Genomic DNA, 14,982 nt, shown 5'->3' on the forward strand with positions numbered 1-14,982 from the left:
AAACCCGTGCTGCCAGAGCACCGGCTCAGTGCGCCGCAGCGTCCCAGTTCGCGCCACGGCCGAGCTGCACGTCCAGCGGAACAAGGAGGTCGGCGGCCGAAGACATTCGATGCGTGACGATCCCCGTCAACGCATCCCACTCCCCTGGCGCAACGTCAAAGATCAGTTCGTCGTGCACCTGGAGCAGCATCTGCGATTCGAGGTTCTGTTCGCTGACGTCGGCAGCGATACCGATCATCGCGAACTTCATGATGTCGGCTGCCGAGCCCTGGATGGGCGCGTTGAGGGCAGCTCGCTCCGCGTTGTCCCTCAGCACCCGGTTGGGGCTGTTCAGGTCGGGGAACGGCCGCCGCCTGCCGCAGATCGTCTCGGTGTATCCGTCGACCTTGGCCTGCTCGACGACATGACGCAGATAGTCGCGCACCGCGCCGAAACGGGCGAAGTAGTCCGTCATCAGTTGCTTGGCCTCTGCACTCGGAATGCGCAACTGCTTGGAGAGTCCGAAAGCGCTCAGGCCGTAAGCCAGACCGTACGACATCGCCTTGACCTTGCTGCGCATCTCGTTGGTCACCTCTTCAGGCGTCACCCCGAAAATGCGTGCACCGACAAACCGGTGCAGGTCTTCTCCCGCGTTGAACGCCTCGATCAGGCCGGCATCCTCAGAGAGGTGCGCCATGATGCGCATTTCGATCTGGGAGTAGTCGGCTGTGAGGAGCGTCTCGGCACCCTCACCGGCATGGAAGGCCGCGCGGATGCGCCGGCCCTCCTCCGTGCGAATCGGGATGTTTTGGAGATTCGGATCATTCGACGAGATGCGGCCGGTGGTTGTGCCGATCTGCATGTAGTTGGTGTGGATCCGGCCGGTTGTATCGATGGACTTGTCGAGGGTCTCGACGATCTGCCGCAGTTTGGTGGCATCGCGGTGCTGCAAGAGAAGACCGAGGAACGGATGCGGGTTGCTGGCCTGCAGGTCGGCGAGAGCACCGGCATCCGTTGAATACCCGGTCTTGTTCGCGCGCGTCTTCGGCATTCCGAGCTGGTCGAACAGAACTTCCTGCAGTTGTTTCGGAGAGCCGAGGTTCACCTCGCGGCCGATTTCGGCGTATGCACTGGCTGCAAGGGACGCCGCGCTTTCGCCCAATTGAGCGGAGAGGGCAGACAGCTCGGCATGGGACACGGCGACGCCGGCGAGTTCCATATCGACCAGTACGAGCAAGGTCGGCATTTCGATGTCGGTGAGCACCCGGCGCGAGCCGTCATCGAGCATCGCAATGATCGCCGCAGCTGCCCGGAGCGTGTACCAGGCCTGCACAGGCACGCCGGAACCAGACGACTCGTCTGGCAGCAACTGATTCTCATCGTGCACGGGGAGAGTTTCGTCGAGGTAGCGGTCGACCAGGTCGGCGAGAATCTTGTCAGGCCCACCCGGGCGGAGCAGCCAGGCGGCGACCAGCGTGTCAACGGCCAGGCCCGAGAAAGCGAGTCCGCTGCGTTTCAAGGCTTTGAGCTGGCCCTTGGCGTCGTGCATGATCTTGGGCGCGTCGCTGGCAAGCCACGCTTCAAATGGCGCGTAGTCGGCGCGTCCGGCCTGCCAGGGCAGCGACACCGATTCGGTCGGGCCAGACATTCCGAAACCGATCGCCTTGCCGTCAAGAACTTCAACGGTCAGGCCGAGTCCTTCTGGAGACGCCACCGTTTGCCGGGTGATCCATCCCGCGAGTTCCTCGTCGAGCAGGTTCTGCGCAGTCGGTGCCTTCGGGCTGTCTGCCCGAAGCTCTGCCGCGGTCTCAATGACAGCGTCTGCGGCAGCACCATCGGCGCCCTCGAGCTTGATCACCCGGTCGAGGAGGCTCTTGAACTCGAGCCTGGCGAACACGTCGCGCACGGATTGCTGGTTGATGCTCCCGCGTTCGAGAGAGTCGAGCTCGACCGCCAGTTCGACATCCGTCACCAATCGGTTGAGGCGCCGGTTGCGGATGGCGTTCTCTTTCTGTTCGCGGAGATTGTTGCCGACAACGCCCTTGATCTCCTCTGCGTGTTCGAGGATGCCGTCGAGACTGCCATAGAGACCGATCCACTTCACGGCCGTCTTCTCTCCGACCTTGGAGATGCCGATCAGGTTGTCACTGGTTTCGCCGACCAGTGCTGCGATGTCTGGGTACTGGTGCGGATCGATGCCGTATCGCTCGCGCACCCGCGCCGGGTCGTACCTGGTGAGGGAGGAGACTCCCTGGCTGGACGGGTAGAGCAGGGTGACGTCATCGTTGACCAACTGGATGGCGTCGCGGTCACCTGACACCACCAGTACGTCGTAGCCGGCCGCGACTCCGCGAACGGAGAGCGTCGCGAGGATGTCGTCTGCCTCGTAATCTTCTTTGGTGATCGTCGGGATGTTCATCGCGGCCAGGGCCTCCTGCAGCAGCGGGATCTGACCGATGAACTCTGACGGCGTCTCGTTTCGAGTTCCTTTGTATGCCGGATACTCCCTGGTACGGAACGACGCGCGAGAGATGTCGAAGGCGACGGCGAGGTGCGTCGGCTTCTCGTTCTTCAGCAGCAGCAACAACATCGACAAGAAGCCGTGTATGGCGTTCGTGTGTTGTCCGTCACGGGTTTGGAAGCTGTCAATGGGCAGGGCGTAGAACGCCCGAAACGCCAGTGAGTGGCCATCGATGATCATCAGGGTAGGCTTTTTGGAGTCCGACACAGCCCCAGCCTACAAGCGTCTCCCGACACTCACGGAGCGCGGCCGGGCACCGGCCAGAGCGCAAAGGTGACCATGATCGAGCAGACCGAAGATGCCCTGGCCTGGGTGCAGAAACGCGGTGCCGGGGCTCTCGCAGACAAGATGGGCATCGAGTTCACCGAATTCTCGGTGGAGCGGGCCGTCGCCACGATGCCGGTCGACGGCAACACCCAGCCGGCGATGCTGCTGCACGGCGGAGCCTATGTCGTCCTCGGCGAGTCACTCGGTTCGATGGCCGCCAACCTGCACGCGGGGATCGGCAAGCTGGCCGTCGGAATCGAGATCAACGCGACGCATACGCGCTCTGCGACATCCGGTGTCGTGACCGGCATCTGCACGCCCATCCACCTCGGACGCACGCTGGCGACACACGAGATCGTCGTCACAGACGATCAGGGTCGCCGCTGTTCGACAATTCGCATCACGAACCTGATCAAGGACCTGCCGAAGCAGGCCTAGTCTGCTGCGGTCCTGGCCTGCTGCGGTCCTGGCCTGCCCGGCAGCATCCGTCGGACGGCCCCCCCTAACGCGAGAATCGCCGTTCCCGCCGGGAATCGCCGTAGGAGCGGCGACACTGGACAGAAACGGCGATTGTGGCCGGGTACGGGCGGTGCGACGCGGGCTCTGGCGTCGCGCTACTTCTTGGCTGAGAGTTGCTCGATGATCGCCTGGGCGACATCGTGCATCGTGAGGCGGCGGTCCATCGACGCCTTCTGAATCCAGCGGAACGCCTCCGGCTCGGTGAGGCCCATCTTCTCGTTCAGCAGGCCTTTGGCCCTGTCGACGAGCTTGCGGGTCTCGAAACGCTCGACCAGGTCGGCGACCTCGGCCTCGAGGGTGATGATCTGGCTGTAGCGCGAGAGGGCGATCTCAATCGCGGGAAGCAGGTCGTTCGGCGTGAACGGCTTGACGACGTAGGCCAGGGCTCCGGCCTCTGTCGCCCGCTCTACGAGCTCCTTCTGGCTGAATGCCGTCAGCAGGACGACGGGTGCGATGTGATCCTTCGACAGCTTCTCTGCGGCGCTGATGCCGTCGAGCTTCGGCATCTTCACGTCCATGATGACGAGGTCGGGGCGCAGCTCCCTGGCCAGGGCGACGGCGGTTTCGCCGTCTCCGGCCTCGCCAACCACCTCGAACCCGTTGTCACGGAGTATTTCGACGATGTCGAGTCGGATCAGGGATTCATCCTCGGCGACAACAACGCGGCGCGGAGGGATGGGGGTGGTGTCTTGGTCGGTCACGCCTAAAAGCCTACGGTATTCTGATGCAGGTGTTGTGAGCCGGTGTGGCGGAATGGCAGACGCGGAGCACTCAAAATGCTTTGTTCGAAAGGACGTGTGGGTTCAAGTCCCACCACCGGCACCACGAAAATGGTATTAAGAGAGCACATCCCGGGTGAGGAAGCGCCCATAGGCCAGTGCCCCGAAGACGGCGATGTAACCGAGTTGCAGGAGCGCGTTCGCGCCGAAGGACTCCCAGGCAATCGGCTGCCTGAGCAGGTCGGCGAAGCTGAGCCAGTAATGACTGAACAGCCACGGATGCAGCCAGTCCAGTTGGGGCAGCGCACCGAGTACCTGCGACACCACGGACAGGACGATGGTGGCGGCCATCGCGCCGACGGGTACGTCTGTCAGCGTCGAGATGAACAGGCCGATGGCGGACAGCCCAAGCAGGGACACGGTCACGAACGCGGTAATCAGCAACAAGCGGACAATCGACTCGCTGAAGCCGATAGTGTCACCCGACAACAACGTCACCGGACCGACAGGAAACAGGGCGAGACCGATACCGACACCGGTAACCACAACGACCAGGGTGGCGCAGACACAGAACGCGGCGGCCCCGACGTACTTGACGATAAGCAATCGCACCCGCCCGGCGGGGGCGACAAGCAGGTACCGCAATGTGCCGTGACTGGCTTCGCCCGCGATCGTGTCCCCCGCCACCACGCCGACCGTCAGGGGCAGGAACAGCGGAATCGACACCACAAGCGCCGTGACCGCCACAAAGAGACCGTTCTGGGTGATTTGGTCGAGGAACTGCGGACCCCGCCCGCTCTGGCGCGTCGAATTCGTCACCCGCACGGCAACGGCGATCAGGATCGGAACAGCGGCCAACGCCGCCAGCATCGCCCACGTTCGCCGGCGACGATAAAGCACGCTCAGTTCTGAGACGAACAGGGCGAGACCGACGGAATGCCGCGCCACGCGTCCGGTGCCCGTCGCCCAGTTGCCGGACTGTCGCGCCGTAGCCTTGTCTAGCTCTCCCGCACTATCCGGCAACGTCGAATCCTTCCCCGGTGAGTGCCACAAATTGGTCTTCGAGGCTTCCCTCGTCGACGACGAATCCACGAACGCGCACGCCACCGGCCACCAGGGCCGCGACGATGTCCTCCGCCCTCACGTCCAGCACGCCGACCGCCGCAGTGACGAATTCGTCCTCACCAGAGCGGATCTGCTCCCCGCGTTCTCGCGCGACCTCATCGACGCTGAGCCCCAGGCTGCCCAGAACGACCCGTGCGCTGGGGAGATCCGGTGTTCGCACGCGCACTCGTGTCTCGCCCCTGCTGCGCAACTGATCGATGGTTCCCTGCGCCACCAGGCGACCGGTGCTCATCACGGCCGCATGGGTACAGATCTGCTCGATCTCGGCCAGCAGATGACTGGAGACGAATACCGTTGTGCCGTCGCCGGACAGTGAACGGATGAGGCTGCGCACTTCCCTGGTTCCCTGCGGGTCGAGACCATTGGTGGGTTCGTCGAGCATCAGCAGCTCACGGGGTCTGAGAATGGCATTCGCGATGCCCAGCCGCTGTTTCATACCGAGGGAGTATGCCCCCACCCTCTTGCCTGCCGCGTGCGCCAGTCCGACCCGTTCGAGGGATTCGGCGACGCGAGCGTCGCGGGTCGCAGAAGGGGCCTGGCGATCCGCCGTGTCGAGCCTGTGCAGGTTCGCTGCTCCAGACAGGAACGGGTAGAACGCGGGCCCTTCGACCAAGGCACCCACTCGCGGCAGGACATCGTGGAACTCGCTGGGCATCTCGCTGCCGAGAACCCGAATCTGACCGCTGGACGCAGACGCGAGTCCGAGCAGCATCCGGATGGTGGTGGTCTTGCCAGAGCCGTTCGGGCCGAGAAACCCGAAGACGGATCCGCGCGGAACCGCAAGATCGATCTGGTCGACTGCGGCCTGGTGTCCGAACCGCTTCGTCAGCCCGCGCGTTTCTATAGCCAGGTCTCCAGCTGACCGAGTCACGTCGCCCGGCCAGGGGCCAGGCGGCTCAGCCGACACTCGCGGTGGCGGCGGCCTGGAGCTGATCGGCCGCGACCGCGCCGGCGAAGACCCGGCCGTCATCGGTCACCAAGACGTTGACCAGCGAGCTGGAAAGCAACATTCCGCCATTCACGGCCTGACCAAGCTGGGTCAGCAGTGGCGAAGCAGCCAGTTCGCCCGATACGGTGCCGGCCGCCAGTTCGATAACGGATGCCCAGCCAGTGCCTGAGACAACCGGCTGGTGCATGCTTTGCTCGCCCGACGTTCCGGCTGGATCGTGTGCTGAGTTTTCGTGTGCTGGGTTTTCGTGTGCTAGGTCGTCATGTGCAGGGAGTTCCTGCTCTTCGACCGTTGCGCCCGGCGGTGGTGTGAAGGCAAACAACTCCGCACCAGGAGTGTCGAGGCTGAGCTCGGTGAAGCCGAGCTCGAAGGCCGGCTCGGTTTCGCCACGTGCCTGTACCGCGACGCGCAGCGGGAGGCCGGTTGCGGCATCCACTGCCATCGAGACTGACCCGACCAGGGTGTCGTCCGAGCGGGGCGTGAGCACCAGGGTGTACACCTCGCGACCGGCGACCCTGTCGTCGGTGCCGACCGTCACCACGGTGCTGGAGTCGATCTCGCCCAGGAACTTCTCTGCGAGCTGTGCCGGTGTCTGTACGCTGCCAGTCCCATACGCTTCAGGGCTGTGCGATTCCGGGCTGGGCGCTTCAGGGCTGGGCGAGGGAGGCACGCCATCGTCGACGTCCCGGTCGGGAATCGTCACCCGGGTAGCCGCGTTCTCCGATGAGTCGTAGAGCCAGACGTCGTTCCCGTTGCGGATCAGGTCGCGCTCGGCCAGGTCGTCGAGTACCTGGAGGCGCAGCTTCGACGGTCCGTCAAGAAAGACCCGGGTGGAGTGGGATCCGGTCAGCAGCCCCAGCATCGACGCCACCCCTGCTGTTGCGGACGAACCACCCGACGGAAGCTCGGGAAGGCCGAGGTTCGACGACTGCGAGAGCGTGCCGGAAAGGGCATCCACCGAACTCTCGCCGACCAGCTGAAGGATCTCTTCCGGTGACTTGTCCGGAAGGTCGACTGCAGCGCCTGCCTGGCTGGGCAGCACGATGACGCCGACGGCAATGACCGCCGGGACGACAGCGGCAGGCAACCAGCGAAGCCAGTTTCGAGATGTCGGGGTCAGCGATGCCATGAAATGACGCTACACCTGCAACATGTCGCACGCACAGGTGGTAGCTGCGAACTCCGTGTGAGAGTGCGCCAGCCGTGCGAACGTGCCCCGCCGCTCCCGGCGAGCAGCGGGGCGCAGCGGCGAGCAGCGGGGCGCTGAGCCTCCTACTTCCTGGCGTACGCGGGGGCGACCTCATTGTGCGCGTCTCCGACCCTGTGCACCCGGATGTCGTTGGTGGAGCCGACGATCCCGGGAGGAGAACCGGAGATCACCACGACCTTATCGCCGACCTCGGCCAGCCCCTGGCCAAGCAGGATGTCGTCAACCTGTCCGAACATGGAGTCAGTGTGGGTCACCGGATCGACCAGATATGTCTGCACACCCCACGAGAGCGCCAGGCGCCGACGGATCGCCGGGTCAGGCGTGAACGCGAGCATCGGGATATTCGCACGCAGTCGGGCCATCCGGCGCGCCGAGTCACCGGACTCCGTGAAGATGCAGAGGAACTTCGCTTCGACGAAGTCCGCGATCTCGGTCGCGGCGAGAGTGATCGCCCCGCCCTGTGTACGCGGTTTCGTCGTCAGTGGCAGGATGCGGTCGAGACCGTGGATCTCGGTCGAGTCGACGATGCGAGCCATGGTCTGCACCGTGACGACCGGATACTCGCCAACGCTGGTCTCGCCACTCAGCATGACGGCATCCGCACCGTCGAGCACGGCATTGGCGACGTCGGAAGTCTCGGCACGCGTCGGAACCGGGCTGTGGATCATCGACTCGAGCATCTGCGTCGCGACGATCACCGGCTTCGCCATCCTGCGCGCGAGCTCAACAGCCTGCTTCTGCACGATCGGCACCGCCTCGAGCGGGAGTTCGACACCCAGGTCACCGCGGGCGACCATGATCGCGTCGAACGCGTCAACGATCTCTTCGAGGTGATCGACGGCCTGCGGCTTCTCGATCTTCGCGATCACCGGTACGCGGCGCCCTTCTTCCGCCATGATCTCGTGAACCCGCTTCACGTCGACGGCGTTCCGCACGAACGACAGCGCGATCAGGTCAGCGCCGAGTTTCAGGCCCCAGCGCAGGTCGTCCTCATCCTTCTCGGACAGCGCGGGCACGTTGACCGCAACACCGGGCAGGTTGATTCCCTTGTTGTTCGAGACGGCACCGGCCACGATCACCTTGGTGGTGACGACGGTGTCGTCGCTCGAGGTGACTTCGACCTTGACCTTGCCATCGTCGATGAGCAGGAAGTCACCAGGGTTCACATCCTGCGGAAGCCCCTTGTACGTGGTTCCGGAGAGTTCCTTGGTTCCGACGACGTCTTCCGTCGTGATCTTGAAGATGTCGCCGACGGCCAGATCGTACGGGCCGCCCTCGAACTTTCCGAGCCGGATCTTCGGCCCCTGCAGGTCGACCATCACTGCGACGGCGCGGCCGGAATCGTTCGCGGCCTTTCTGACGTTTGCGTAGACACCCTCGTGCACGTCGTAGCTGCCGTGGCTGAGGTTCATCCGACAGACATCGACACCGGCATCGATGAGTGCCCGGATCTGCTCATAGCTCGAGGCCGACGGCCCGAGGGTGGCGACGATTTTCGCGCGTCTCATACTGATGGATCTCCGGTTTCCGCGCCGGAATGGCGCATTGGGGCTTTTCTGGCTTGGCACCGTACTCGTGCCTTTGGGTATGGGGGGAAAGTCAGATGACGAAGGGCCGGTCGGTGGGCTTCACCGGGGCCGGCAGCAGTGTATCTCCTTCGAGGAAACGGTCAACTGCGGATGCCGCTGCCCGCCCTTCTGCGATCGCCCAGACGATGAGGGACTGGCCGCGGCCGGCATCTCCGGCAACAAACACGCCCTCGTGACTGGTTTGGTAATCCCCATCACGTTCGACATTACCCCGCTCGTCGAACGGAAGCTGAAGCTGGTGCGAGAGATCCTGTGATTCAGGTCCGGTGAACCCGAGCGAAAGAAGCACCAGGTCGGCGGGAATCTCACGTTCGCTGCCGGCCTTCGGCACGCGGCGACCGTCAAGGTATTCGGTCTCGGCGACCCTGATCGCTCGCACTTCCCCTGCCTCATTCGAGAGAAACTCCACCGTCGAAGCGAGGTATTGGCGGGTGCCGCCTTCTTCGTGGGCGCTCGATACCTCGAAGAGGGTCGGTGACAATGGCCACGGCTGGTGGTCTGGGCGGGTGGTGCCCGGCTGTGTTCCGATGGCCAGGTTGGTGACGGATGCCGCCAGCTGGCGGTGCGCGGTGCCGATGCAGTCTGCGCCGGTGTCGCCGCCGCCGAGGACGACCACGTGCTTGCCCTCTGCCGTGATCTGTCCGTCGACCCTGTCGCCGGCGCCGACCTTGTTCTGCTGCACCAGGTACTCCATGGCGAAGTGCACACCTGGCAGGTCGCGGCCGGGGATGGGCAGGTCGCGCGGCACCATCGCACCGGTGGCGATCACCACTGCGTCATACCGGGAGCGCAACTCATCCCAGCTCATGTCTACTCCGATCGACACGCCGGCACGGAACCTGGTGCCCTCCGCCGTCATCTGGGCGAGGCGGGCTTCCAGGTGCTTCTTCTCCATCTTGAAGTCAGGAATGCCGTATCGCAGCAGTCCGCCGATACGGTCGTCCCGCTCGAAGACGGCCACCGTGTGCCCGGCGCGGGTAAGCTGCTGGGCTGCAGCGAGTCCGGCCGGACCCGAACCGACGACGGCAACGGTCTTACCGGTCAGTCGCCCAGGAGGCTGCGGCTGTACCCAGCCGTTGGCGAACGCCTGGTCGATGATCGAGACCTCGACCTGCTTGATCGTGACGGCTGGCTGGTTGATGCCGAGCACGCACGATGACTCGCAGGGTGCAGGGCACAGCCTCCCGGTGAACTCGGGGAAGTTGTTGGTGGCGTGCAGCCGCTCGATGGCCTGGTGGCCCTCGTCGCGCCAGATGAGGTCATTCCACTCTGGAATCAGGTTGCCCAGCGGGCAGCCCTGGTGACAGAACGGCACGCCGCAGTCCATGCAGCGACCGGCCTGACGCTTGAGCACGGCAGAATCGCCGGCTTCATAGACCTCTTTCCAGTCCATGAGGCGAACAGATACCGGGCGCCGGGCGGGAAGTTCGCGCTCGGTGTTCTTCAGGAAACCCTTGGGGTCAGCCATTCGTCACCTCCAGGATGCGGTTCCAGACGACGTCGCCGTCTGGGTCGAGGCCTTCATCGAGAGCTGTGCGCCTGGTCTCCAGAACAGCGGCGTAGTCACGTGGCAGGACTTTGACAAACTCGGACATCGTCTTGGCAGGGTCGGCGAGTAGCCTGGCGGCCAGGGCGGAGCCTGTCTCGGCGAGGTGTTGTTCAAGCAGATCGCGCACGATCTCCGTGTCCGCGCTCCCGAGCGGCAGGAGCTCAAGCTCTCCCGCGTCGAGGGACTGGCGGTTCACCGCCTCCGTGCGGAGCCGGTACACGTACGCCGTCCCTCCCGACATCCCTGCGCCGAAGTTGCGACCGGTGCTTCCCAAGATCACGGCGAGACCGCCGGTCATGTACTCGAGAGCGTGATCGCCGACGCCTTCGACGACGGCGGTCGCACCGGAGTTTCGCACCAGGAAACGCTCACCGACGATTCCGCGGATGAACATGCTCCCCTGGGTCGCTCCATAACCGATGACGTTGCCCGCGATCACGTTGCGTTCGGCCGCGAACACGCTCCCTGGGTCTGGCCGCACGATGATCTGGCCGCCGGAGAGACCCTTGCCGACGTAGTCATTCGAGTCGCCGACGAGACGCAACGTGATTCCGCTCGGCAGGAACGCCCCGAAGGACTGTCCGGCAGAGCCGCTGAGGGTGACGTCGATTGTTCCTGTGGGAAGTCCGTGCTCACCGTGCCGCAGAGTCACCTCGTGCCCGAGCATGGTTCCGACCGCACGTTCGGTGTTGCGGATCGGCAGGCTGATCTGTACCGGCCCGCCGTTCTCGAGCGCGCTTCTGCTCTGGCGGATCAACTCGTTGTCGAAGTGCGCGTCGAGATCATGCTCCTGGGGCCTGCTGAACCGGCGGGGCTCTGCACCGGAGAAGTCCGGGCCGACCAGGATCGGAGTCAGGTCAAGGCCAGACGCCTTCCAATGCTCAAGGGCGCCGTCCATGTCGAGGAGTTCATGGTGCCCGACTGCTTCCTCCAGCGAGCGATAGCCGAGTTCGGCGAGGTACTCCCTGACTTCCTGTGCGATGAACTCGAAGAAGTTCACCACGTATTCTGCTTTGCCGCTGAAGCGCTTTCGCAGCTCGGGATTCTGCGTCGCAACCCCCACCGGGCAGGTGTCCAGGTGGCAAACACGCATCATGATGCAACCCTCAACGATCAGCGGTGCGGTCGCAAACCCGAACTCCTCTGCTCCGAGCAGGGCGCCGACGATGACATCGCGGCCGGTTTTCAGCTGCCCGTCGACCTGCACCACCACGCGCTCGCGCATGCCGTTCAGCATGAGCGTCTGCTGCGTCTCGGCCAGGCCAAGCTCCCACGGTGTTCCGGCGTGCTTGAGGGAGTTGAGAGGGCTTGCACCTGTGCCGCCGTCATGGCCGGACACCAGAATCACGTCCGAGAGTGCCTTCGCAACCCCCGCAGCAACCGCCCCGATACCGGACTGGCTGACCAGCTTGGTGTGGATTCTGGCCTTCGGGTTGGCGCGCTTGAGATCGAAGATCAACTGCTTGAGGTCTTCGATCGAGTAGATGTCATGGTGCGGTGGCGGCGAGATCAGCCCGACCCCGGCCGTCGCGTGTCGGGTGCGGGCCACCCAGGGGTACACCTTCGTGGGTGGCAGCTGACCACCCTCCCCCGGCTTTGCACCCTGCGCGAGCTTGATCTGGATGTCTTCGGCATGGGTGAGGTACATGCTGGTGACCCCGAACCGCCCGGATGCGACCTGCTTGATCGCGCTCCGGCGCTCTGGATCGAGCAACCGCTCGAGATCTTCGCCGCCCTCCCCCGTGTTCGACTTCGCGCCCAGGCGGTTCATGGCGATCGCGAGTGTCTCGTGTGCCTCCTGCGAGATCGACCCGTAACTCATGGCCCCGGTCGAGAATCGCTTGACGATCGACTCCACTGATTCGACGTCGTCGAGCGGGATCGGCATGCGGGCACCGGTCTTGAGTTTGAACATGCCGCGCAGCGTCATCAGGGTCTCTGCCTGGTCGTCAACCAGCTTCGTGTACTCGCGGAACACGTCATAACGCCTGGTGCGGGTGGAATGCTGCAGTCGGAACACCGTCTCTGGGTTGAACAGATGAGGTGAACCGTCCCTGCGCCACTGGTACTCCCCACCGGTCGCGAGGCGTTCGTGGGCCGTGACCACGGCATCCTCCGGGTACGCGGAGGTGTGCCTGTCCAGGTTCTCAGCCGCGATGGTCTCGAGGCCGACACCGCCGAGCTTGCTCGTGGTTCCGGTGAAGTACTGGTCGATGAACTCCTGGCCGAGGCCGAGCGCTTCGAAGGCCTGTGCCCCGGCGTAGGAAGAGACGGTTGAGATACCCATTTTCGACATGATCTTCAGCACGCCCTTGCCGAGCGCCTTAATCACGTTGCGGACCGCCTGCTCAGGAGTGACGCCGGTGATGAATCCGCTGCGTACCAGGTCTTCGCACGATTCCATGGCGAGGTACGGGTTGACCGCAGAAGCGCCGTAACCGATCAGCAGGGCAACCTGGTGCACCTCGCGAACGTCGCCAGCTTCGACGATGAGTCCGACCCGCATCCGGTTCTCTGTACGGATCAGGTGGTGGTGCACAGCTGCGATGAGCAGAAGCGACGGGATGGGAGCGAGGTCTTTGTTCGAGTCCCGGTCGGAGAGCACGATGAAATGAGCGCCGGCCGCGATCGCCTCGTCGACCTCGGCGCAGATCGCGTCCAGGCGGTTCGCCAGGGCGCTTGGACCCTCGTCGAATCGATAGAGACCGCGCACAGTGTGGGTGGTGCGACTGCCGGGCGCCGTGTCGATGTGCTGGATCTTGGCGAGTTCGTCATTGTCGATCACGGGGAAGTCGAGTACCACCTGCCTGGCGTGCTCTTCACCGGCGGAGAGCAGGTTGCGCTCCGGCCCGATGCCGAGTTGCAGGGAGGTGACGACCTCTTCCCTGATCGAGTCCAACGGCGGGTTGGTGACCTGCGCGAACTGTTGGGTGAAGTAGTCGAACAGTAGACGGGGGCGCTTGCTGAGCACGGCGATGGGTGTGTCTGATCCCATGGCTCCGAGCGGCTCAGCGCCGGTGCGTGCCATCGGAGCGAGTAGGATGCGCACTTCCTCCTCCGTGTAGCCGAAGGTGCGCTGGCGACGTACAACGGATGCCGGCGGGTGCACGATGTGCTCTCGTTCAGGCAGGTCGGCGAGGTTGATGCGCCCGGCCTCCAGCCAGTCGCCCCATGGCTCGCTCGCGGCAAGTTCTGCCTTGATCTCGTCATCTTCGATGAGACGCCCGGCGACCGTGTCGACGAGGAACATCTTGCCGGGGCGCAGGCGTCCCTTGCGTACAACGCGGCTTGGGTCGATATCGAGGACACCGATCTCGCTGGCAAGGACGACCAGCCCGTCATCGGTGATCAGGTAGCGGCCGGGCCGGAGGCCGTTGCGGTCGAGCGTCGCGCCGACCAGCGAACCGTCGGTGAAGACGATCGCCGCCGGGCCGTCCCACGGCTCCATCAGCATCGAGTGGTACTCGTAGAAATCGCGCCTGGTGGCGTCAAGACCCGGCTGGTTCTCCCAGGCCTCCGGCACCATCATCATCACCGCGTGCGGCAGGGATCGCCCGGAGAGACTGAGCAGTTCGACCACCTCGTCGAACGACGCAGAGTCGCTTGCACCCGGGGTGACGATCGGAAGCAAGGGGGCGATGTCACCGAGCAGTTCGGACTCGAGCTGGGACTGGCGAGCCCGCATCCAGTTGCGGTTTCCCTGCACAGTGTTGATCTCGCCGTTGTGGGCGATCATCCGGAACGGCTGGGCAAGTGGCCACGACGGAAAGGTGTTCGTGGAGTACCGGGAGTGCACCAGGGCGAGCGTGGAGGCGAACCGCTCGTCGGAGAGGTCTGGGTAGAACGGCTCGAGTTGCAGCGTGGTGACCATGCCCTTGTAGACCAGGGTGCGGCACGACAGCGATGCGCAATAGAGCTCCAGTTCCCGCTCTGCGCGCTTGCGCAGCCGGAAGGCCTGGCGGTCGAGCTCGATTCCACCGAGGGATGCACCGGACGCGTTCGTGCGCTTGCTCTGGAGGAACAGCTGCTGGATGGCCGGCATGGCGGCGCGAGCAAGGTTTCCCACTTCGTCAGGTCGCACGGGGACCTCGCGCCAGCCGAGAACATCGAGACCTTCTGTCGCCGCGAGGGCCGCCAGTTGTCGCTTGATGGCGCTGCGCGCTGTCGGATCAGTCGGGAGGAAGACGTTGCCGACGGCATACCTGCCAGGGGCCGGCAGGGTGAAGCCAGTGACGGCGCGGAGGAAGAGATCGGGGATCTGCGTGATGATGCCCGCGCCGTCACCGGTTCCGGCATCGGAGCCGACGGCGCCCCTGTGCTCCAGGTTGCGCAGTGCGTCGAGGGCGGCGGTGATGATGTCGTGCCCCGGTGTGCCCCGGAGCGTGGCCACCATGGCCAGCCCACAGGCATCCCGTTCGTCGGCGGGGTCGTAGAGTCCTTGCCGCTCCGGGATCATGCCGAACCGGGAGTGGGGAGCTGTCACTGCCATTGATCGTCCTCACGTTGTGAATGGCACTGCACAGGCAGTACCGAGGGACGACGCTGGCCCGCTCAG

At 64.5% G+C, this 14,982-nt stretch carries 9 protein-coding genes and 1 tRNA gene; 2 read left to right on the top strand and 8 right to left on the bottom strand.

The genetic code is table 11. The annotated features are described in order from the left end of the window. Window positions 1–25: 25 nt before the first annotated feature. The gene (gene polA / locus K323_RS0109770; RefSeq protein ID WP_026851489.1) at window positions 26–2,707 is read right to left on the bottom strand and encodes a DNA polymerase I; all 2,682 of its coding nucleotides are present in this window, start codon (window positions 2,705–2,707) and stop codon (window positions 26–28) included. Between the two features lie 72 nt (window positions 2,708–2,779). Here polA and K323_RS0109775 point away from each other — a divergent pair, with 72 nt between their 5' ends. Continuing rightward, window positions 2,780–3,205, top strand: coding sequence for a hotdog fold thioesterase (locus K323_RS0109775; RefSeq protein ID WP_022885105.1), 426 nt, complete (start codon window positions 2,780–2,782; stop codon window positions 3,203–3,205). A 176-nt stretch (window positions 3,206–3,381) separates the two neighbouring features. On the opposite strand, the gene K323_RS0109780 is transcribed toward K323_RS0109775, so the two are convergent. After that, a complete protein-coding gene (locus tag K323_RS0109780) occupies window positions 3,382–3,987 on the bottom strand; it encodes an ANTAR domain-containing response regulator (RefSeq protein WP_022885106.1) in 606 nt (201 codons plus the stop codon). A gap of 38 nt (window positions 3,988–4,025) precedes the next feature. Here K323_RS0109780 and K323_RS0109785 point away from each other — a divergent pair. Further along, window positions 4,026–4,111 (top strand) — tRNA-Leu (locus tag K323_RS0109785). Window positions 4,112–4,122: 11 nt separating this feature from the next. On the opposite strand, the gene K323_RS0109790 is transcribed toward K323_RS0109785, so the two are convergent. From K323_RS0109790 to gltB, 6 genes are all read right to left on the bottom strand, one after another. After that, on the bottom strand, window positions 4,123–4,953 hold the full coding sequence (locus K323_RS0109790; RefSeq protein ID WP_022885107.1) for an ABC transporter permease: 831 nt from the start codon (window positions 4,951–4,953) through the stop codon (window positions 4,123–4,125). Window positions 4,954–5,017: 64 nt separating this feature from the next. Further along, complete coding sequence (locus tag K323_RS0109795; RefSeq protein WP_022885108.1) at window positions 5,018–6,001, bottom strand: ABC transporter ATP-binding protein; 984 nt, start codon at window positions 5,999–6,001, stop codon at window positions 5,018–5,020. 25 nt (window positions 6,002–6,026) lie between these two features. Further along, window positions 6,027–7,208: a LolA family protein gene (locus tag K323_RS0109800; RefSeq protein WP_022885109.1), complete on the bottom strand. Its 1,182-nt coding sequence runs from the start codon at window positions 7,206–7,208 to the stop codon at window positions 6,027–6,029. Between the two features lie 143 nt (window positions 7,209–7,351). After that, window positions 7,352–8,797 carry a pyruvate kinase gene (gene pyk / locus K323_RS0109805; protein WP_022885110.1) on the bottom strand — a complete coding sequence of 482 codons (1,446 nt, stop codon included), beginning with the start codon at window positions 8,795–8,797 and terminating at the stop codon, window positions 7,352–7,354. Window positions 8,798–8,888: 91 nt separating this feature from the next. Continuing rightward, window positions 8,889–10,346 carry a glutamate synthase subunit beta gene (locus tag K323_RS0109810; protein WP_022885111.1) on the bottom strand — a complete coding sequence of 486 codons (1,458 nt, stop codon included), beginning with the start codon at window positions 10,344–10,346 and terminating at the stop codon, window positions 8,889–8,891. Next, entirely contained in the window at window positions 10,339–14,916 is a 4,578-nt protein-coding gene (gltB, locus tag K323_RS0109815) for a glutamate synthase large subunit (RefSeq protein ID WP_022885112.1), read from the bottom strand. The genes K323_RS0109810 and gltB overlap by 8 nt, the downstream gene beginning before the upstream one ends. Window positions 14,917–14,982: the final 66 nt, after the last annotated feature.

This window comes from Glaciibacter superstes DSM 21135, assembly GCF_000421145.1.
Lineage (GTDB): Bacteria > Actinomycetota > Actinomycetes > Actinomycetales > Microbacteriaceae > Cryobacterium > Cryobacterium superstes.

Excerpts from the sequence above, each read along its gene's own strand:
- K323_RS0109800 (WP_022885109.1), bottom strand. The coding sequence starts at position 7,208 with ATGGCATCGCTGACCCCGACATCTCGAAACTGGCTTCGCTGGTTGCCT.
- K323_RS0109775 (WP_022885105.1), top strand. The coding sequence starts at position 2,780 with ATGATCGAGCAGACCGAAGATGCCCTGGCCTGGGTGCAGAAACGCGGT.
- pyk (WP_022885110.1), bottom strand. The coding sequence starts at position 8,797 with ATGAGACGCGCGAAAATCGTCGCCACCCTCGGGCCGTCGGCCTCGAGC.
- gltB (WP_022885112.1), bottom strand. The coding sequence starts at position 14,916 with ATGGCAGTGACAGCTCCCCACTCCCGGTTCGGCATGATCCCGGAGCGG.
- K323_RS0109810 (WP_022885111.1), bottom strand. The coding sequence starts at position 10,346 with ATGGCTGACCCCAAGGGTTTCCTGAAGAACACCGAGCGCGAACTTCCC.